At 54.2% G+C, this 20417-nt stretch carries 18 protein-coding genes and 2 tRNA genes; 12 read left to right on the forward strand and 8 right to left on the reverse strand.

Annotation, left to right across the window (positions count from 1 at the left end):
• The 3 genes from panC to ACIQW9_RS01795 form a co-directional block, all read right to left on the reverse strand.
• Entirely contained in the window at positions 1-840 is an 840-nt protein-coding gene (gene panC, locus ACIQW9_RS01785) for a pantoate--beta-alanine ligase (RefSeq protein ID WP_402332204.1), read from the reverse strand.
• An 81-nt stretch (positions 841-921) separates the two neighbouring features.
• Complete coding sequence (locus tag ACIQW9_RS01790) at positions 922-1779, reverse strand: segregation and condensation protein A (protein WP_402337813.1); 858 nt, start codon at positions 1777-1779, stop codon at positions 922-924.
• Positions 1780-1800: 21 nt separating this feature from the next.
• Positions 1801-2013: a DUF3460 family protein gene (locus ACIQW9_RS01795; protein WP_402332207.1), complete on the reverse strand. Its 213-nt coding sequence runs from the start codon at positions 2011-2013 to the stop codon at positions 1801-1803.
• A 218-nt stretch (positions 2014-2231) separates the two neighbouring features.
• On the opposite strand from ACIQW9_RS01795, the gene bamE reads away from it, so the two are divergent.
• Entirely contained in the window at positions 2232-2732 is a 501-nt protein-coding gene (gene bamE, locus ACIQW9_RS01800) for an outer membrane protein assembly factor BamE (protein WP_402332210.1), read from the forward strand.
• A gap of 9 nt (positions 2733-2741) precedes the next feature.
• Here bamE and ACIQW9_RS01805 read toward each other — a convergent pair whose 3' ends face one another.
• Together ACIQW9_RS01805 and metG are read right to left on the reverse strand one after the other, a co-directional pair.
• Positions 2742-4439 carry a SulP family inorganic anion transporter gene (locus ACIQW9_RS01805; RefSeq protein WP_402332212.1) on the reverse strand — a complete coding sequence of 566 codons (1698 nt, stop codon included), beginning with the start codon at positions 4437-4439 and terminating at the stop codon, positions 2742-2744.
• A gap of 193 nt (positions 4440-4632) precedes the next feature.
• On the reverse strand, positions 4633-6765 hold the full coding sequence (gene metG, locus ACIQW9_RS01810; protein WP_402332214.1) for a methionine--tRNA ligase: 2133 nt from the start codon (positions 6763-6765) through the stop codon (positions 4633-4635).
• Positions 6766-6979: 214 nt separating this feature from the next.
• On the opposite strand from metG, the gene gltX reads away from it, so the two are divergent.
• The 9 genes from gltX (at position 6980) to ACIQW9_RS01855 (ending at position 15938) form a co-directional block, all read left to right on the forward strand.
• Complete coding sequence (gltX, locus tag ACIQW9_RS01815) at positions 6980-8383, forward strand: glutamate--tRNA ligase (RefSeq protein ID WP_402332217.1); 1404 nt, start codon at positions 6980-6982, stop codon at positions 8381-8383.
• A 64-nt stretch (positions 8384-8447) separates the two neighbouring features.
• A tRNA-Ala gene (locus ACIQW9_RS01820) sits at positions 8448-8523 on the forward strand.
• 38 nt (positions 8524-8561) lie between these two features.
• Positions 8562-8637, forward strand: a tRNA-Glu gene (locus ACIQW9_RS01825).
• Between the two features lie 609 nt (positions 8638-9246).
• Entirely contained in the window at positions 9247-9738 is a 492-nt protein-coding gene (locus ACIQW9_RS01830; protein WP_402332220.1) for a MarR family winged helix-turn-helix transcriptional regulator, read from the forward strand.
• A complete protein-coding gene (locus ACIQW9_RS01835) occupies positions 9738-11243 on the forward strand; it encodes an efflux transporter outer membrane subunit (RefSeq protein WP_402332222.1) in 1506 nt (501 codons plus the stop codon). Before ACIQW9_RS01830 ends, ACIQW9_RS01835 begins: the two co-directional genes overlap by 1 nt.
• Positions 11240-12436 carry an HlyD family efflux transporter periplasmic adaptor subunit gene (locus ACIQW9_RS01840; protein ID WP_402332225.1) on the forward strand — a complete coding sequence of 399 codons (1197 nt, stop codon included), beginning with the start codon at positions 11240-11242 and terminating at the stop codon, positions 12434-12436. Before ACIQW9_RS01835 ends, ACIQW9_RS01840 begins: the two co-directional genes overlap by 4 nt.
• Positions 12437-12439: 3 nt before the next feature.
• Positions 12440-13993 carry a DHA2 family efflux MFS transporter permease subunit gene (locus ACIQW9_RS01845; RefSeq protein ID WP_402332228.1) on the forward strand — a complete coding sequence of 518 codons (1554 nt, stop codon included), beginning with the start codon at positions 12440-12442 and terminating at the stop codon, positions 13991-13993.
• Positions 13994-14070: 77 nt separating this feature from the next.
• A complete protein-coding gene (earP, locus tag ACIQW9_RS01850) occupies positions 14071-15249 on the forward strand; it encodes an elongation factor P maturation arginine rhamnosyltransferase EarP (RefSeq protein ID WP_402332230.1) in 1179 nt (392 codons plus the stop codon).
• A 113-nt stretch (positions 15250-15362) separates the two neighbouring features.
• On the forward strand, positions 15363-15938 hold the full coding sequence (locus ACIQW9_RS01855; protein ID WP_011870507.1) for an elongation factor P: 576 nt from the start codon (positions 15363-15365) through the stop codon (positions 15936-15938).
• A gap of 76 nt (positions 15939-16014) precedes the next feature.
• Here ACIQW9_RS01855 and ACIQW9_RS01860 read toward each other — a convergent pair whose 3' ends face one another.
• A complete protein-coding gene (locus tag ACIQW9_RS01860; protein ID WP_402332234.1) occupies positions 16015-16998 on the reverse strand; it encodes a M48 family metallopeptidase in 984 nt (327 codons plus the stop codon).
• A 23-nt stretch (positions 16999-17021) separates the two neighbouring features.
• Complete coding sequence (locus ACIQW9_RS01865) at positions 17022-18113, reverse strand: YjgN family protein (RefSeq protein WP_402332237.1); 1092 nt, start codon at positions 18111-18113, stop codon at positions 17022-17024.
• A gap of 494 nt (positions 18114-18607) precedes the next feature.
• Between ACIQW9_RS01865 and ACIQW9_RS01870 the strand changes: the two genes are divergently transcribed.
• Positions 18608-19159 carry a polymer-forming cytoskeletal protein gene (locus ACIQW9_RS01870; protein ID WP_402332240.1) on the forward strand — a complete coding sequence of 184 codons (552 nt, stop codon included), beginning with the start codon at positions 18608-18610 and terminating at the stop codon, positions 19157-19159.
• Positions 19160-19200: 41 nt separating this feature from the next.
• Here the strand turns inward: ACIQW9_RS01870 and ACIQW9_RS01875 are convergent, their stop codons facing one another.
• Positions 19201-19359 carry a hypothetical protein gene (locus ACIQW9_RS01875; protein ID WP_402332243.1) on the reverse strand — a complete coding sequence of 53 codons (159 nt, stop codon included), beginning with the start codon at positions 19357-19359 and terminating at the stop codon, positions 19201-19203.
• A 1-nt stretch (position 19360) separates the two neighbouring features.
• Between ACIQW9_RS01875 and purU the strand changes: the two genes are divergently transcribed.
• On the forward strand, positions 19361-20230 hold the full coding sequence (gene purU, locus ACIQW9_RS01880; protein WP_402337816.1) for a formyltetrahydrofolate deformylase: 870 nt from the start codon (positions 19361-19363) through the stop codon (positions 20228-20230).
• The last annotated feature ends 187 nt before the right edge of the window (positions 20231-20417 follow it).

Below are 20417 nucleotides of genomic sequence, written 5' to 3' on the forward strand. Positions count from 1 at the left end.
TCAAATTTCCAGGTTGTCGATCAGGCGTGTGGCGCCCAATTTTGCGGCGGCGAGCACCACCAGTTTTTCGCCTTGCGCCATATCGCCGGCCGATGGTGGCTGCAGGTTACTGCGTTTGCGGATCGAGATGTAATCCGGCTTCCAGCCGCGGCTGCTCATCTCCGCCATCGCCTGCCGTTCCAGTTCAAAAATATCCAGATGACCGCTGCGTACTTCGTTGGCGACTGCATTCAGGTTGCGGAATAGCGCTGGCGCTTCTGCACGTTCTTCCGCCGATAAATACATATTGCGTGAGGACAGTGCGAGGCCATCTTCGGCGCGATAGGTTTCTGCCGCGATGATTTCGGTCGGCAGTGCGAACTGCTTGGACATATTGCGCACGATCATCAGCTGTTGATAATCCTTTTTGCCGAACACGGCCACGCTCGGCTGCACGCAGGAAAACAGCTTCAACACGATGGTCGTGACGCCGCTGAAAAATCCGGGGCGGAATTCGCCTTCCAGCGTATTGCCCAGATCGTTCGGTGGTTGTACGCGAAATTCCTGCGGCTCCGGATACAGATCTTTCTCCGTCGGCGCGAACAGGATGTAGACACCTTCTTTTTCCAGCTTCTCAACGTCAGCCTGAAACGTGCGCGGGTATCTGTCGAAATCTTCGTTAGGTCCAAACTGCAGACGATTGACGAAGATCGATGCGACGACCGGATCGCCATGCTTGCGCGCCAGGCGCATCAGCGACAGATGACCGTCGTGCAGATTGCCCATGGTCGGGACGAAGGCAGTACGGAGCTGGCCGCGCAAATGATCGCGCAATTCTTCAATACAGGAAATGATCTTCATAAGGCTGTCTTGGTGGGGTTTTGTTGCGCGTTACATGCTTGGTATGCACAAACGTCGTGATTGGTATGAATGGAGCAATGTTCAACTGGGCGCGTAAGCCAGGCGTACATAAATCGGTGCGAATGGTTCTGCCTGCGTGATTTCGATCAGGGTTTCTTTCGCCAGTTCCAGCAGGGCGACGAAGTTGACTACGACGACAGGTACGCCGCGCGAAGGATCGAACAGATCGGCGAACTCGACGAATTTGGCGGATTGCAAACGGCGCAGGATGGACGTCATGTGCTCACGCACGGATAATTCTTCGCGACTGATCATGTGATGCGCGGTCAGTTTCGCGCGTTTGATCAGGTCGGCCCATGCGGCTTGCAGATCGACTACTTCGACTTCAGGCCAGCGGGTGACGGTGTTTTGCTCGATGTAAATCTGCGTGCGCACATAATCGCGACCCAACTGAGGCAGGGCATCGATTTGCTGCGAAGCGAGTTTCATCTGTTCGTATTCGAGCAAACGGCGCACCAGCTCGGCGCGCGGGTCGCCGGCTTCTTCGCCGGTATCGGCCTTGCGTACCGGCAGCAGCATGCGCGATTTGATCTCGATCAGCATGGCCGCCATCAGCAGGTATTCAGCCGCCAGCTCGAGATTGTGCAAACGAATCTGATCGACGTATTGCAGATACTGCTTGGTCACCTGCGCCATCGGAATGTCGAGGATGTTGAAGTTCTGCTTGCGGATCAGGTACAGCAAGAGATCGAGCGGGCCTTCGAATGCTTCGAGGAAGACTTCCAGTGCATCCGGCGGAATATACAAATCCGTCGGCATGCGGAACAAGGGTTCGCCGTACAGACGCGCGTAAGCGACGCCGTCGATGACATCCGGCGTGGTATCCGGTCTGCCGTCAACTACAAGATCGGGCGCACTGGAAGGCAGGTGCGCCAGCATCGTGTTCGGCCCCTTGCTCATTTACCGAACTTTGTTTTGATACGGGTAAGCTTGCTGATCGACGTGCGAGGCCTGATTGCGCGCTTGTTGTTCCAGATCGATAGGGCTTTTATCCCACAGCAGTGCGCGACCGGCGAGCTGGGATGCTTCAAGGTTCGGGTTCTTTGCTTTCAGCGAGTCGATGAACTGCGTGATCTCGGACTGATAATTGGGGTGCTGTTTGCTGAATTTCATGGGTAAATTTTCAACTAGGTGGAATCAACCGCTATTTTACCCTGTCTTGCGCCTGCTTCCGCGAGTTTGCGTCAGGGGTAAAAAGAGCCGTTTGGAATGGGTACAATTCCGCTTGTTGGCAGTAGAGCAATGCGATACTGGTATTCTGGCAATTGCAGCCGTCTGCAGCATGTAAAAACCATGCCGGACGGCGATGGGCGACTTTGAATGGGATGGAAATGAAGAATTTTTTGCGTGCCGTGTCGGGCTTTGTCTGTGGTTTGCTGATGTTCGGCTGTAACGGCCGCGCTATCGAAGACTTCGGTTTGGAAAAATTGATCAAAGGCGTGTCGTCAGAAGCCGATGTGCGCAGTGCGATGGGGGAGCCGGAAACGGTGCGCGATGAAGATAACGGCGCGCGCACGCTCGAATATCCAAGAGGGCCGTCAGGGCATCGCACCTTCATGATCAATCTGGACGCGCAGGGCGTGTTCCAGGCTTACACGCAAGTATTGACGTCGGAGAACTTCGCGACCATCGAGGCTGGTATGAGTCGGGATCAGGTACGGCGTAAACTCGGCAGGCCGCGCACCGTCGTCAAATTCGGTTTGAAGAATGAAGAGGTGTGGGATTGGCGTTATCTGGAAGGGCCGGTTACCGAGCGTTTTTTCAACGTGCATTTCGATATCGATAGCGGCAAGGTTACCCGCACATCGGTGTCCGATCCTGTCTTGGGCTAGCGCCCCACATCAAGCCGCCAGCGCGGCACTGCGCGCCAGCGCATCGGGCAGGTTATCCAGGCAATTCTGTGGACCCAGCCGTGCGAGAAAGCCACTGCGCCGCATCAAGTCCAGCGGCTGCCGATTCGGCCCGCACAAAATCAACTGGCTGCCTTTTTTCTGCAAGGTTTTGCGCACGGTTTCCAGTGCGTCGAGTCCGGTTGCATCCAGATTGATCAATTGGTGCAATTCGAGAATCAATGCCTGTTCCGGTATCGCTTCCGCATCGATCAATCCTTCCAGCTTGTCGACGGCGCCGAAAAACAGCGAACCGAAGATCGAGTAGGCCAGTACGCCGGGTGGCAATGGTGTGCTCAGGCGATCGGACGGGATTAACTCAATACGCGTCAGACTGGAGATGCGGTAGATGAAAAAGACGCACGCCAGCACCAGCCCGACTTGCACGGCCACTGTCAGATCGACGATCACCGTCAGCAAAAAAGTCGCCAGCATCAGAATCCGATAGTTCATCGAAAAATGCCGGAGCCGCGCGAATTCATGCCATTCGCCCATATTGTAGGCAACGTATAAAAGAATCGCGGCCAGCGCAGCCAGCGGAATATTGTTGGCCAGCGGTGCTGCAATCAGCACGATCACCAGCAAGGTGAGCGCATGCAGGATGCCGGCAATCGGCGAAACAGCGCCAGCGCGGATATTGGTGACCGTGCGTGCGATCGTACCGGTGGCCGGAATGCCGCCGAAGAAAGGTACGATGAAATTGGCGAAACCTTGCGCCATCAATTCCTGATTCGGATCGTGGCGATCACCGGTGATGTTGTCGGCAACGCGTGCGCACAACAGCGATTCGATGGCGCCCAGCAGAGCAATGGTCAGCGCAGGTGGAAATAGCTGCTTGACCAGTTCCCATGTGAATTGCGGCAACGCGAAGGAGGGCAAGCCTTGCGGTATGCCGCCGAACTTGCTGCCTATCGTATCGACCTGCAGATCGAACAGGGAAACGGCGAGCGTTGCCAGCACTAGAACAAGTATCGTGCCGGGAAATGCGCGCAGTATGCGCAGTATGCGTTTGTCTTTGTGGCCTATCGCCTCATCGAGGGCGCTTTGCTTTGCTTGCCACAGCTTGGGCCAGATGAAAATCAGCAGAAGTGAAGTCAGGGCGATGGCGATGCTGGCAAGATTGAAGGAGTGCGCGTTTTCGGCCAGCGTTTGAATCTGTGCAAAAAAATCGCCCGGCATCTTCTCTATGCGCAAGCCGAAAAAATCCTTCATTTGCGACAGGGCGATCAGTACGGCAATGCCGTTGGTGAAGCCGATCACGATCGGCACCGGGATGTAGCGTATCAGTGAACCGAGGCGGAAGAATCCCATCGCACACAGCATCAATCCGGCGAAGATGGTGGCGATCAGCAGATTGGCGACACCGTATTTTTCGACGATGCCATAAATGATGACGATGAATGCACCGGCCGGCCCGCCGATCTGTATACGCGAACCGCCGAGGGCGGAAATCAGGAAACCGCCAATGATGGCGGTAAAAATACCGGCCTCCGGTTTGACCCCGCTGGCAATGGCAAATGCCATCGCCAGCGGCAAGGCGACGATGCCGACCGTCAGGCCGGCACTCAGATCACGGAAGAATGCAGGCACATCGTAGCCGCGCAAATCCTTTAGAAGAGAAGGGCGGAACGAAAATCTGAACGGCTTCATTGAATACACTCCCACAATTCACATTGCTATCGCGACGCCAGTCTATGCAGGCTTACCCTGATGGTACGTCAGTTGGGGTTTTTTGCGAAGAATGAAGAGGCTGTCATGTGCGATGCGGCGCATGCAACCTGAGTGTGCATCGTCCGGAACTGTAGCGAGAATCCGGACGATGCATCAGGCGGTGAAATGACTGTTAGCCGACGCGCATACCAGGTTCTGCACCTGGCCATGGGTTCAGGATGTAAATGCCGGGATTGGATTTTTCATCCGCTGCCGATGCTGCCAGCACCATGCCTTCGGAAATGCCGAACTTCATCTTGCGCGGCGCGAGGTTGGCGACCATCACTGTCAATTTTCCGATCAGGTCTTCCGGCTGGTAAGCGGATTTGATGCCGGAGAACACATTGCGCAAACGGCCTTCGCCCACGTCCAGCGTCAGGCGCAGCAACTTGTCCGAGCCTTCCACGTGTTCGCAATTGACGATCTTTGCAATACGTAAATCGATCTTGGAAAAATCGTCGATCTTGATTTCCGGCGCGAGTGCTTCGATGGTGCTTTCGGCTGCAACTGCAGCATCGCTCGTGCCGTTCGGTACGTTCACCGTGGCATCCACGACTGCCGGCATGTCGAACAATGCATCGAGCATTTTCGGTTCTACGCGGGTCATCAAATGCGCATACGGATTGACCTGATGATTGTGCGGTAGCGGTGTGACGACATCGCTCCACTGCAGCGGGGCGATGTTGAGCAGCGCTTCGACCTGTTGTGCCAGCGCCGGCAAGACCGGTTTCAGATAGATGGTGAGAATGCGGAAGGCTTCCAGCAGGCGGCTGCAGACTTCCTGCAGCGCAGCGCTGTTCTCCGGTTTTTTCGCCAGTTCCCATGGTTTGTTGGCATCGACATAGGCGTTGACGATGTCCGCCTGTTCCATGATGGCGCGCAGGGCTTTGCCGTATTCGCGCTGGTCGTACAGAGCTTGAATTTCCGGCGCGACCTTGCGCAATGTGCTGATGAAGGCATCGTCTGCTGTTGCCCAGTCGGTGACGACACGGCCGTCGAATTTTTTCGCAATGAAGCCGGCGGCGCGGCTGGCGATGTTGACGTATTTGCCGATCAGGTCACTGTTGACGCGCGCGATGAAATCTTCCCGGTTGAAGTCGATATCTTCGTTGCGTGCGCTGAGCTTGTTGGCCAGGTAATAACGCAGCCATTCCGGATTCATGCCCAGGCTCAGGTATTTCAATGGGTCGAGGCCGGTGCCGCGGCTCTTGCTCATTTTTTCGCCATTATTGACGGTCAAAAAGCCGTGCACGAATACCTTGTTAGGCGTTTTGCGGCCGCTGAATTTCAGCATGGCCGGCCAGAACAGCGTATGGAAGTTGACGATATCCTTGCCGATGAAATGAATCTGCTCCAATGCCGGTTCGGCCATGTAGGCATCGAAATTTTCACCGCGTTTATCGAGCAGGTTTTTCAGCGAGGCCAGATAGCCGACCGGCGCATCCAGCCAGACATAAAAATATTTGCCCGGTGCATCCGGAATTTCAATGCCGAAATAAGGCGCATCGCGCGAAATGTCCCAATCGTTGAGGCCTTCGCTGATCGTGCCATCCGGGTTGGTGCGTGCCGAAAACCATTCCTTGACCTTGTTGGCGACTTCCGCCTGCAGGTGGGCTTTGCCATCGGTATCCAGGCCCGAGACCCACTCTTCCAGAAAGGCGACGCAGCGCGGATCGGATAACGTAAAGAAAAAATGCTCGGAATTTTTCAATACCGGCGTGGCACCCGTCAATGCCGAATACGGATTGATCAGGTCGGTCGGCGAATAAACTGCAGCACAGACTTCGCAATTGTCGCCGTATTGATCCTTGGCGTGACATTTCGGGCATTCGCCCTTGATGTAGCGATCCGGCAGGAACATGTTTTTTTCCGGGTCGAAGAATTGTTCAACCGTCTTGCTGGTAATCAGTCCGGCTTTTTTCAAGTCCAGATAGATCTGCTGCGCAAGCTGGTGATTCTCCGGGCTGTCGGTCGAACTCCAATTGTCGAATACGATATGAAAGCCATCCAGATACTGCTTGCGGCCGGCGGCAATATTGCTCACGAACTCTTGCGGCGTAAGGCCGGCTTTTTCCGCTGCGATCATGATGGGCGCGCCGTGCGCATCGTCGGCACCGACGAAATCGACTTGATTGCCTTGCATGCGCTGGAACCGCACCCAGATGTCGGCCTGGATGTATTCCATGATGTGGCCGATATGGAATGCGCCGTTGGCGTATGGGAGGGCGGTTGTAACGAACAGTTTGCGCGGCAATGGATTACTCATAAGGCGGTGCTTGCGATCAAGAAGGTAATAAAGACGTAATTTTAGCAGTGCGGCGCAGGTTGACGCAGTTCGGCCCTTTATATAGTTGCGCGGGGATAGTTGTCCGGCAGTGGCGCGGATATTCGCGCAGGGCTGTGCCATCCGCATGGCGACGCGGTAAAATGGCGTTTTTTCACAGGACGGCTTTGGCAATCCAAGGCCGTTTTTATTTGTCATGACCGCTCGTACTCCTATCCGTACCCGTTTTGCCCCCAGCCCAACTGGCTATCTCCACGTTGGCGGCGCGCGCACCGCGCTTTTTTCCTGGGCCTATGCACGCCACTTCGGCGGCACCTTTGTCTTGCGTATCGAAGATACCGATCTGGAGCGTTCCACGCCGGAAGCCGTGCAGGCGATTATCGAAGGCATGGAATGGCTGGGCCTGCATCATGACGAAGGCCCGTTTTACCAGATGCAGCGTATGGATCGCTATCGCGAAGTCATCGCGCAAATGCTGGCGGCGGGTACTGCTTACCATTGTTATTCATCGTCGGAAGAAGTCGAAGCGATGCGCGAGCGTCAGCGCGCTGCCGGCGAAAAGCCGCGCTACGACGGCACCTGGCGTCCTGAAGCTGGCAAAACCCTGCCGGCGATTCCTGCTGATCGCAAGCCGGTGGTGCGCTTCTCCAATCCGACCGAAGGCGATGTGACCTGGCTGGATGTGGTCAAAGGCCAGATCACGATTTCCAATCGCGAGCTGGACGATCTGGTCATTGCGCGTCCTGACGGCACGCCGACGTACAACTTCTGCGTAGCGGTTGATGATTCGGATATGAAGATCACGCACGTCATTCGCGGCGACGATCATGTTAACAACACACCACGTCAGATCAATATTCTGAAAGCGCTAGGCGCAGAGCTTCCGCATTACGGTCACTTGCCTATGATCTTGGGTGCCGATGGTGCGAAGTTGTCGAAACGCCACGGCGCTGTCAGCGTGATGGATTATCCGGCGCAGGGTTATCTGCCGGAAGCGATGCTCAACTACCTGGCGCGACTGGGCTGGAGTCACGGCGATGATGAAGTGTTCTCCATGGAGCAGTTTACGGAATGGTTCGATCTGGATCATTTGACCAAGTCGCCGGCGCAATTCGATCCGGAAAAACTCGACTGGGTAAATAATCACTATATCAAGCAAGCAGACAACACGCGCCTGGCTGGATTGATCAAGCCGATGATGGAAAGTCTCGGCGCGCAATTTGATAATGCCCCTGATCTGCCGGCAGTCATCGGCTTAATGAAAGAGCGCGTCAAGACCTTGAATGAGTTGGCGGTCACTGCGATGCTGTTCTATCGCCAGCCAGCACCAGATGCAGCATTGCTGACGCAGCACCTGACCGATGCGGTCAAACCGGCACTGTCGCAATACGTAGAACAACTGAAGACAGTCGCGTGGAGCAAGGATGCATTGTCTGCGGCACTGAAGGAAGTGCTGGCTGCGCATAAGTTAAAGATGCCGCAATTGGCAATGCCTTTGCGCTTGATCATCACCGGACAATTGCAAACACCATCGATCGATGCAGTGGTTGAGTTGTTTGGTCGCGAGGTCGTATTGGCGCGTATTGCAAATTATCTTTAATAAATTTCAAAAGAGCATTTACATAGTGAGAAAACCTTTGCTATAATCTCGCTTCTGCACTCGAGGGGGTATAGCTCAGCTGGGAGAGCGCTTGCATGGCATGCAAGAGGTCAGCGGTTCGATCCCGCTTATCTCCACCACCGATTTTGCAGAAGGTCAGTATCAAGGACAGTTTTATGTCCCCATCGTCTAGAGGCCTAGGACATCACCCTTTCACGGTGAGTACAGGGGTTCGAATCCCCTTGGGGACGCCAAATTCCAGATTCGTCTGGTACGAAAAAAGCTCTGATTATTCAGGGCTTTTTTCGTTTCTGGCTACTACGCAGTGCGAAATCGTCTTGCTACACAAAACGATTTCGCACGTGTCAGGGCAACATCTTCCCATGTCGTATCAGCAGTTTGCGGTGAGCGTATTTTTAATATGCTCCCGGAAGCCTCGCATCTTTCGTTCTGTTTTCTTCGTGCCGAGCATTCCGTTGCACGTTCAACTTCATCTTGCGCCTTGATGGGTTCACGCCAATTGCGTGGCATGACTTGCCATTATTCGACGTCGCTACCTTCGTGACTATATTTCATTGAGATGGATCGTCAGGCAATTCAGTATTTTCAATAGTCAATCACTGCGTGTACGTTGAAATCGCAGTATGCGTTGGCGCACCTCGATGTTTATCAGACTCCTTTCAGTAAGGTGCACTCGTCGGTATCTGCGTTGCCATACGAAGAGTGTCGCCAAGAGTCTTGCCCCAAGGTTCTGCATCGCTCAAAAATCTCAATCTTCTTTGTGTTGCGCCACAAAATAAAAATCCTGATATATTTGCTGCCTAGGCAGCTATTGACTGATCAGCTATTTAAGTGGCGCACATATGAGTAAATTTGAAAAAATATTTCCGTCCGGTGGATGGTGCGTAGAAGAGAGTGTGGGTTATCTGCTGGCACGCTCTCGCACCAAGCTTGTGAAAGCGGTTGATATCGAACTGGCACAGCACGACATTACGCATGCACAAGGCAGCATGTTGCTGATGCTTTCTTCAGGTAATTGTTCAACAGCCGCCGAACTGTCGCGCGAGCTGTATATCGACTCTGCTTCGATTACGCGCATGATCGACAGGCTCGAGAAGCGCGGACTGATCGTTCGTATGCCATGCAGCGACGACCGGCGCGTCATTAATCTGGAACTGACCGAAGTCGGCGCTGAGCTCGCCGCTCGTTTGCCGGATTTGTATATGGGCGTACTGAGTCATCATTTTGCCGATTTCACTGTCGATGAAGTGGCCACGCTCAAGACTTTGCTGCGCAAGCTGTTGTTTGGTTCATCCGAAACCGCTGGCAAGGATGCAAAAGCCGGGAGCGCATGATGAAAAATTCCGTAAATTTTTCTTTTGCTTCGCGCCGCAGTCTGCTTGCGGCGAGTTGTGCCGTCGTGCTGCTGAGCGCCTGTGCCAGTTTCAAGGGAATAGACGCCAGCGCCAAGCTGCGGCAGCCTGGCGACTATGCAACTGCAGCCTCCTTGCCTGATCAGCATGGGCAATGGCCGGATGCTTCGTGGGCGCACACCATAGGCGGTGCATCGTTGCAAGCCTTGATCGACGAGGCGATTGCGGGCAATCCGAATCTGCAGATTGCCGCTGCACGTGTTGCTGCTGCGAGCGCTGTCGCTGAAGCGGCTGGTGCAGCCAGCAGCCCTGCATGGTCGGCAAATTTCAAAAGCACGTATCAACGTTTCAGCGAAAACTACATTATTCCGCCGCCCTATGCCGGCTCCTATCAATCGGATAATTCGCTGACGCTGAATTTTTCCTACGACTTCGATTTCTGGGGCAGGCATGCAGCCGAACTGCGCAGTGCGCTATCGCAAGACAAGGCTGCGCAGGCAGAACAATACAATGCGCGGCTGGTGATCGCGACTTCGGTGGCACACGCCTGGATACAGCTGGCAAGACTATATGCGCAACTGGATTTGAACCAGCAGCAACTCGAGGTGAGCGGCAAGATTGCACACCTGACGCAATTGCGTTTCAAGGCCGGGCTGGATGCGAAATCGGAGAGTCAGCAAACGCGGCAGCAAGTAGCGAGTCTGGGTGCGGAACGTGAACAGTTGCAGGAGCAGATTGCACTGACGCGCAACCAGCTGGCGGCGCTGCTTGGACAAGGGCCTGATCGCGGCCGGCAGATCGAACGACCAACATTGCCTGCCGATGTGGCGACTGCCTTGCCGGATGCATTGCCTCTGGCATTGCTGGGGCGGCGTCCCGACATCGTTGCCGCACGCTGGCAGGTGGAAGCGGCCGATGGCGGTATTGCTGCGGCCAGGACTGCGTTCTATCCCAACGTCAATCTGATGGCCTTCGCCGGTTTCTCCAGCATCGGCCTGAGTAATCTGCTGCAAAGCGGCAGCCGTGTGGTCGGCATAGGCCCGGCCATCAGCGTACCGATTCTGGAAGGCCGTACTCTGCGCGCCAATCTGAAAGGGCGCGTAGCCGAATACGATGGCATGGTCGCCACCTACAATCGCGCATTGACTGATGCCTTGCATGATGTCGCCGACCAGGTGACATCCATGCGCGCTGTTGCCTTGCAAAGCGAACAGCAGCAGCGTGCGACGCAAGCCGCTGCCGGCAATCTGGATCTGGCGCAGCAACGCGAACGGGTAGGCACCACCAATATGCTGCCGGCCTTGAGCGCGCACATGACCCTGCTGGCACAACGACGCATGGACCTTGATCTGCAGGCACGTCGCAGCGATCTGCGCGTGGGCTTGATCAAGGCGCTGGGTGGCGGTTTTGACGCCCAGTCGCAAGACCTTGCCAAAGAAAATCCCACTCCACTGAATATTCCCACCTCTGTGAGAAGCGCATCATGAATACGACCAGCCCGGCAGCAGAAACTTCCAACTCCAATAACAATGGCAAGCGTCGTCGTCATCTTATTATTGTTTCCATCCTGCTTGTGTTGTTGCTGATTGCCTACGGTCTGTGGTGGGCGATTTATGCGCGTCATTTTGAAGAGACCGATGATGCGTATGTTGCAGGTAATGTAGTGCAGGTGACGCCGCAGGTGGGCGGTACGGTGGTCGCCATTCATGCAGACGATACGGAACTGGTGCAAGCCGGCATGCCGCTGGTCGAACTCGATCACAGCGATGCCAAGGTAGCGCTGAATCAGGCGGAAGCGCAACTGGCGCAAACGGTGCGCGAAGTACGTACGCTCTTCGTCAACAACGGTACGCTGAATGCCAATGTGGCTTTGCGGGTTGCCGATGTGGCGCGTGCCCGGGCCGATCTGGCGCGTCGTCAGGAATTGAGTGGCACCGGCGCGGTATCGAAAGAAGATCTGGAGCATGCACGCAGTGCATTGCAAACGGCGGAATCCGCATTGCAGGCCACCCGCGAGCAGCTGGCATCGAACCAGGTGTTGACTGATCGCACTTCGGTTGCGAGCCATCCGAATGTGCAGCGTGCCGCCGCACAGGTGCAAGCCGCTTATCTTGCATTGGCACGCAACACCTTACCGGCGCCTATCACCGGTTATGTTGCCAAGCGTTCGGTGCAGGTCGGCCAGCGCGTCGCACCCGGCACACCGTTATTGTCTGTAGTGCCGCTGACCACCTTGTGGGTAGATGCCAACTTCAAGGAAGTGCAGGTTGCCAGAATGCGTATCGGCCAGCCGGTGACCCTGCATTCCGACCTGTACGGCAGCAGTGTTGAATATCATGGCAAGGTGGCAGGTCTGTCGGCTGGAACGGGGGCCGCCTTTGCCTTGCTGCCGACCCAGAATGCCAGCGGCAACTGGATCAAGGTGGTGCAACGCATCCCGGTGCGCATTGCGCTGGACCCGAAAGAGTTGACTGAACGTCCTCTGCGCGTGGGTTTGTCCATGCAGGTTGAAGTGGATATCGCGCATGCGGAAGGTACCTCGCTGACAGCGGTGACGGCAGCACGCACTGAACCGGTGTATCAAACCGCAGTATTCGACAATGCCGGACATGAAGCAGAGGCGCGTGTGGCGCAAATCATTGCTGCCAACAGCAATGTCGCGCTGCCGACTACACACTAAATCATGAGTGCAACTCCCGCTTCCGCGCTGACGCCGCTGAACGGCACGCGACTCGTCGTCGGTACGGTAGCCCTGTCGCTGGCGGTGTTCATGAACGTACTCGATTCATCGATTGCGAACGTGTCGATACCGGCGATTTCAGGCGATCTCGGTGTGTCGCCGCAGCAGGGTACGTGGGTGATTACGTCGTTTGCGGTGGCAAATGCGATTTCGGTGCCCTTGACCGGCTGGTTGACGCAGCGCTTCGGCCAGGTGCGTTTATTCATCAGTTCCATCCTGCTGTTCGTGCTGGCTTCGTGCCTGTGCGGTTTGGCCCCGAGCATAGAAATCCTGATTGCTGCACGTGTCTTGCAGGGCGCGGTGGCTGGGCCGATGATTCCCTTATCGCAGGCACTGCTGCTGTCCAGTTATCCGCCCGCGAAGAGCGGGATGGCACTGGCGTTCTGGGGCATGACGACGCTGGTGGCGCCGATTATGGGGCCGTTGCTGGGTGGCTGGATATCGGATAACTACACATGGCCGTGGATCTTCTACATTAATATCCCGATCGGTATTTTTGCTGCGTGGGCTACGTGGTCTATCTATCGCGAACGTGAATCGAAAACCTACAAGCTGCCGATCGATAAGGTCGGTTTGGTCTTGCTGGTGCTGTGGGTAGGTTCATTGCAATTGATGCTGGACAAGGGCAAGGAACTGGACTGGTTCCATTCTGGCGAAATCATTATTCTTGCGTCGGTTGCGGTGGTGTCTTTCATCTATTTCATTATTTGGGAAATCGGTGAAGAGCATCCGGTGGTGGATTTGTCCTTGTTCCAAGGCCGTAATTTCAGCGGTGGTGTAATTGCTATTTCAGTTGCCTACGGTTTGTTCTTCGGCAGTCTGGTGATTCTGCCTTTATGGTTGCAAACGCAGATAGGCTACACGGCGACGGAAGCTGGCAAGGTGATGGCGCCGGTCGGTATCTTCGCAATTATCTTGTCGCCTATCGTCGGCAAGCTATTGCCGAAAATAGATGCGCGCTGGGTGGCGACCACGGCCTTCCTGATTTTTTCGCTGGTGTTCTTCATGCGTGCGGAATTTACGCAGGATGTGGACATGATGACGCTGATGATTCCTACCGTGATTCAGGGTGCGGCGATGGCGATGTTCTTCATTCCGTTGACCTCCATCATCCTGTCCGGTCAATCACCAGACAAGATACCGGCGGCGGCAGGTTTGTCCAACTTCGTGCGTATCATGTTCGGCGGTATCGGTACTTCCGTGATGTCCACGATGTGGGATAACCGTACCATCCTGCATCACGCGCAATTGGCTGAATACACAGGCACACATAATTCGGCTTTTACACAAGCGGTGAGTACCTTGATGGCGCGCGGGATGTCGGAGCAGGCGGCATGGGCGGTGATAGACAGGCAGATGACTGTGCAGGCCAGTACCTTGGCGGCGACCGATTTGTTCTGGATGTCCGGCATCATGTTCCTGTGTCTGATCGGTTTTATCTGGATTACCAAACGCAGCAAAGCCAGCGGTGGTGCAGATGCAGCCGGCGCGCATTGATACAGTAGGCATGAATTATTCAATACCTTGTTTCGTGCATCGTCTATCATGCCGGGATTGATTTTTTGGCACGCCGTATGAATTTTCCACCAACCTTGCATCTGTTTTGCCGTGTCGTCGATAACTACGGCGACATCGGTATTTGCTGGCGTCTTGCGCGGCAATTGCAGCAGGAACATGGCGTTATCGTCACCTTGTGGGTAGACGAATTGGCCAGCTTCCAGCGGATTTGCCCTGAGGTGGCGCTGGATACCGAAATCCAGCAAGTCGCCGGTGTGACGGTACGCCATTGGCGTAATCAGGATGGCGTATTTTCAGCAGACGATGTTGCCGATATCGTCATTGAATTTTTTGCCTGCGATATTCCTCCCGGCTATATAGCCGCCATGGCAGAGCGCAATCCGCGTCCGGTATGGCTCAACCTCGAAGGCCTGACGGCGGAAGAATGGGTGGAAGGTTGCCATACCTTGCCGTCGCCGCATCCACGCCTTCCACTGACCAAACATTTTTTCTTCCCTGGTTTCACCAGTAAAACGGGTGGTCTGCTGTGTGAATCTGCACTGGAAGAAGAACGCCGGAAATTTCAATCGGATGCTGTGGCTGTGGGTGCTTTTCTTGCGCAGTTCGGTGTGACGCCGGCAGAAATGGCATCGTTAAAGATTTCCCTGTTTTGTTATCCGCATGCGCCGGTTACCGCGCTGTTCGATGCATGGCAAAACGGCGCGTCGGCCATCACTTGTCTGGTGCCGGAAGGCGTGGCGGTCGAGGCGGTGCAGTCCTTTCTGGGAATGGATGCGCAAGCGGGGGCAGTACAAACGCGCGGCGCGCTCACTGTACGTATCCTGCCCTTTGTTGCGCAATCCGACTACGACAGGCTGTTATGGGCTTGCGACATCAATTTCGTGCGGGGCGAGGATTCATGGGTGCGTGCGCAGTGGGCCGGCAGGCCGTTTATCTGGCATATCTATCCGCAGGACGAAAATCTGCATCACAAGAAATTGCGCGCCTTCCTGGAGCGTTATGCAATCGATATGGCAAGTTTGATGGCTTTTTCCCTGCGCTGGAATGGTGCCGCGACTGGGCTTGCGGAAGGGCCGGCGGACTGGTCTGTGATTTGGCAGCGACTGCAAGCCGACCGGGCCTGCATGGAGCGCCGGTCGGCCGATTGGCAGCGGCAGATGCTGGAAAATGGTGATCTGGCTGGCAATTTGCTGAAATTTGCGGGAGCGCTGCACTCAGCAGCGGCAAAAAATTAGGTATAATTCGCGGTTAATTTATAACGTTTTCTTTTCGATCAAACGTGAGCTTACGGCGTTTTTGCCTGCAGGCGACAGATGATTTTTATGCAACCTACTTTTTTACACTTACTATGAAACCTGCAAAAGAAATTCGCGTTGGCAATATCATTATGGTCGACAGCAAACCTATGATCGTGCTGCGCTCCGATGTCAATGGTTCGAGCCGCACCGGCTTCACCTACAAATGGAAGATGAAAAATCTTCTGACGAACACCCCGATGGAAAACGTTTTCCGCGGCGACGACAAGTTCGACGTTATCGTTCTGGACAAGAAACCGGTTACTTATTCTTACTTTGCCGATCCATTGTTTGTATTCATGGATGAAGAATACAACCAGTATGAAATCGAAGAAGAAAACCTGGGCGATGCGCTGCATTACCTGAAAGAGGGTATGGAATGCGAAGCGGTGTTCTATGACGGCAAGGCGATCTCGGTTGAATTGCCTATCACCATTGCACGTCAGGTCGTCTACTCCGAGCCTGCAGTCAAGGGCAATACTTCCGGCAACGTCCTGAAGGAAGCCATTATTGAAAATGCGGTCGAAGCACATCGCCACACCGTTCAAGTGCCGTTGTTTGTCAGCACCGACGACGTGATTGAAATCGACAGCCGCACCAATGAATACAAGCGCGTGGTTCGTAACTGATAGACGATTCAAGCCGTATGTAAAAAAAGCGCTGCAGGTATTCCTGCAGCGCTTTTTTTTTGCCCTGTCTGCGCAGTTAACGCGCGTCCCGGATATGGGCGATGCGTTCTGTGGTCGATGGATGGCTGGACAGATAAGGCGACGGCTCTTGTTCCTGCGTTTGCATTTTTTCAAAGCCGCGGGCGAGCTGTGACAGGCTGAGGCCGTTTGTCTTCATCATGGCAATCGCATAGTCGTCGGCTTCCCGTTCGGCGTCGCGTGAATACTTCATATCCAGCATCAGGGTCGGAATGTTGGCAATGATCGCCGAGACGTCGCCAAAGATCACCGTGACCACGGCGCCGATGGCCGAGCTTTGCACGATGCGCCGCATCAGATGGCGTTCATGCAGATGGCCAAGTTCATGCGCCAGCACGCCCATGATCTGCTCATCGTTATCCAGCAACTTCACCAGTTCATCGGTCATGATGATTTGTCCCGAAGGCAGCGCAAATGCATTCGGACCGATATTGCTTTTGCGGAAAACGAGCTGGTAATCCGGCGCGCCTTCTCTGGGAGGCAGCAGCTGTTTGAAATGCGTGGCAATTTCAGTTTGTCTGGCGAGCGGCAACTGGCTGGGCGCGAGGATGCGTTTGTCGAGAAATTCCAGCATGCCGCTACTGATGGAACGTTCCACTTTTTCAGGCAAGGCCTTGGCAATGGCCTCTGCCGCCAGCGGCAAGCCGTATGAATATCCCAGTGCAAGAACCAGCACGGTGGCAGCAAACGCGAGCAGGGCGCCACGCCAGCTTTGCTGCGCGCGTACGACGATGGAGTCCTGATGGCCGGTAGCGGCGAGCAGGGCATCGAATGCGCGCGTGTCGTGGATTTCCAGATAGGCATCGTCTGGGAAGGTCACCTTGCGGCTGATATTGCGCGCGCGTTCCGATACGCGCAATTCGGCGATAGCACAACTGCGCTCGGCATCGCCGGTAATCACTGCCATCCCGTCCTCTACCGATAGCGTCACGCGATGCGCGCGCGAAGTCTTGCCATCGAAGTAGAGAGCGGGAATTTGCATGGAAGCTGAAATGGCTATGGGCATTACAGCGATAGATCGAAGTCGAGCAGATCGGCCACACCTTCACCCGTGGCTGAGACCTGTGCCTGGGTTGCCGCGATGAAATGATCCAGACTGCCATCCGGCGTCAGCGACATCGATTGCACCCGATAGCGCATCGCGCGTATCTGCGCAAACGGCAGGAATAATCCCAGCGTACAAATGATCGCGATGATATTGGTCACTGCAATGAATGCCATCGTGCCCCATTTCATGTTGCTGTGAAATTGATGTGCATCGAGCTGTGTGTTATTCCAGATCAGGTTTTGGATCAGTGTCGCAAAAATCGGGAAGATCAGAAACATCCAGACATACAAGGCAAGTATAAAAACCATTATCGCCAGTATGCCGGCGTTACTGGATTCGATATGACTCATGTCACCTGCAGCAATCATGCTGAACAAGGTGCCGCCCAGTGCGAGAGAAATCGCAATGCAGCCGGCCAGCCAGATGATGAAAACCAGCAGATATGCCTTGTAAAAACTGCCGACCGATCCGGTAAAGGAAAAATGGCTGGCGCCGAAGCGACTCTCTTCATGCTGAAATTTCTTCATTCGCTGGTGGGCAAAAGGCAGTAGCAGTGACAGGGTAAGACCGGCCAGAATCGGAAAGGCAAGGTACACCGTGTAAACACGGCTGATCGTTCCGGCAAAGCCGAAGCGGATGCCGCGATAACTTGAGTTATACAGTTTGAACTGCAGGCTTTTCCAGATCAGCCAGGGTGCAAGCAGTGCCATTGCAATGATCATCAGCAAACCTATCAAGCCCGACATTTCAAACGCCAGGTTGTAAATCACAATCATGATGACGGCGACGATGCGTCCTTTCAGAATCGCAACAGGATTGCCATGGTATTCAAAGCTGGAGCCGGCAACGCTGGTGCTGTTATAAAAATACTTGCTGCGACGCACTTTGGCCCAGGCAGAATAAATACCCAGAGTCACGATGGAAAGCAGCAGATTGACGATCCAGATGCGGAAGTATTCGCTGCCGCTGCCGCTACCGCTGAATGAAAAGCGCAGAGAACTCTGCGTTTGTAGATGATATTCGCCTGCTATGTGAGAAGCATCCGCCATTTATTTCTCCCTGGAATTTTATTTTTATACAGACAGCGATGCATGGTTGCCTGCCGGATATGGATTGTCAAGCTGGCCGTCATGGTCTGTGGCATCTCGGCAAACGTCGATGAAAATTTTCATGCCTTGCTCTTCCTTGTCGCAGGAAAATTGCACGCATCTGTTTGATCGCATTGCATTTTCAATTGCACGCGATGTATTTGGTCTGCCCAAATGCATGTGTAATTTTGCTTGTGTGCATCTGATTAAAATTTAATCAGATTGATTTTGTAAAAGTTGTAACAGATACGAACTTTCATCGCAGTGTACGTACCAATTGCAGATGTATCAGGCAGCGAGCATTACTTGTCTGCAAGTTGCATTTTCGAAGTGCACATCAGCTTAGGCTACACGATCGTTTACGCGCGATGCGCAGCTGATGCTGTGAGCGTATTTGCTCAATGCATTTACTCAAATTTATTACGTCATCTCGACAATTATTTTCAGGAGATTTCATGCTTCGTTCCGACACGCTTTTTGGCAAGCGAGAATCCAATACGCCAAATCCTTCGTTGAGCACAAACAGCTCTCCAGCGCTGTCAACAACGACGGGTCAAGGTTTTAACAAGCCAGTGTCTTCTTCTGCTGGTGGCTTCAACAGCCCGGCTTCCACCCATGCTTCCAACCCCAGCGTGAATGAAGTCGGCAGCAAACTGATCGTCGGCCCCAACATCAAACTCAAGGGAGTGGAAATCACCGATTGCGATACGCTGGTGGTGGAAGGCTTCGTTGAAGCAACGATGGATTCGCGCGTCATTCAAATCGCGAAGGAAGGTTCATTCAAAGGCTCAGCCGGCATCGATATCGCTGAAATTCACGGTACCTTCGATGGCGAGTTGACGGTGCGTCAGAAACTGGTGATTTATGCATCCGGTAAAGTGTCCGGCAAGATTCGTTACGGCAATGTCGTGATCGAAGAAGGCGGCCAGTTAATGGGCGATGTGCAAGTGGTGGGCGCGAATACGTCCATGCCGCCCAAGGGATTGACGGTAGCAAAAGCAGTTTAAGTTTCCATACACTGTGTTCCCAGCCTGTTGTCGGCGCCTGTTCATGGCGGTGACAACAGGTTTTTGTCGTTTCCGATTTTTCCTTGAATTTTCTCTTGCGCAATACCGGATAGCTGGCGCATTGTGTCCAGGTGCACAAGCCGTGCGTCAATCCATTGACCTTGCTTGTATCCCGGCATCTCTTTTTCCATTCGAATCATGATCATGTATCCGCAATACATACTTAATTTGTCATGTCTGGATCAGCGCGGCATAGTGCAACGCGTATCGGCTTATTTAGCCGGGCACGGTTGCAATATTCTTGATTCCGCCCAGTTTGGCGACGCGCAGTCCAAACTCTTTTTCATGCGTGTGCATTTTTCTGTCGAAGAAGAAACGCTGACAGACGAAGTATTGCGCAGCAGTTTTGCCGCGCTGGCTGATACGATGCAGATGGACTGGCAACTGCATGACGCGCACAAAAAGCCGCGCATGTTGCTGATGGTGTCCAGTATCGGGCATTGCCTCAACGATCTGCTGTTCCGCTACAAAAGCGGTTTGCTGCCTGTCGACATTCCGGCAATCATCTCCAACCATACCGATTTTTATCAGCTGGCCGCAAGTTACAACATTCCTTTTCACCATCTACCGCTGGCTACCGGCGCGCCGGAAAGCGCGAAACGGATGCAGGAAGAGCGCATCCTGGAAATTGTCAAAGCCGCCGACATCGATCTGATCGTGCTGGCGCGTTACATGCAGATTCTGTCACCGGAAATGTGTACGGCGCTGGAAGGTCGTGCGATCAATATCCATCATTCCTTCCTTCCCAGTTTCAAGGGTGCCAAGCCGTATTATCAGGCACATGACCGTGGCGTGAAATTGATAGGCGCGACTGCGCATTTCGTTACAGGCCATCTGGACGAAGGCCCGATCATCGAGCAGGATGTCGCGCGTGTCGATCATGCGATGGATCCGGCTACGTTGACTGCGATTGGACGCGATGTCGAATGTGTGGTGCTGGCGCGTGCGGTGAAGTATTTTGTTGAGCATCGAATTTTGCTGAATGGGCAGAAGACGGTGGTGTTCAAGTAGGTTTGTTCGCGCTTGTTTGTATCCGCTGGTTTGTTGGAAATACCACTTGATTTATTGGGTGGCATTTTTATTTGTGGGGATGATTCTTTTTGATACTCAGTTGCCGGGGATGGCCCGGCAGCCACTTACTTGCTTTGCTTCGCCAAAGAAAGTAAGCAAAGAAAGGCGACGCAAAGCCGTTGCCCGC

The sequence above is a fragment of the Herminiimonas sp. NPDC097707 genome (genome assembly GCF_044761395.1).
Lineage (GTDB): Bacteria > Pseudomonadota > Gammaproteobacteria > Burkholderiales > Burkholderiaceae_D > Oxalicibacterium.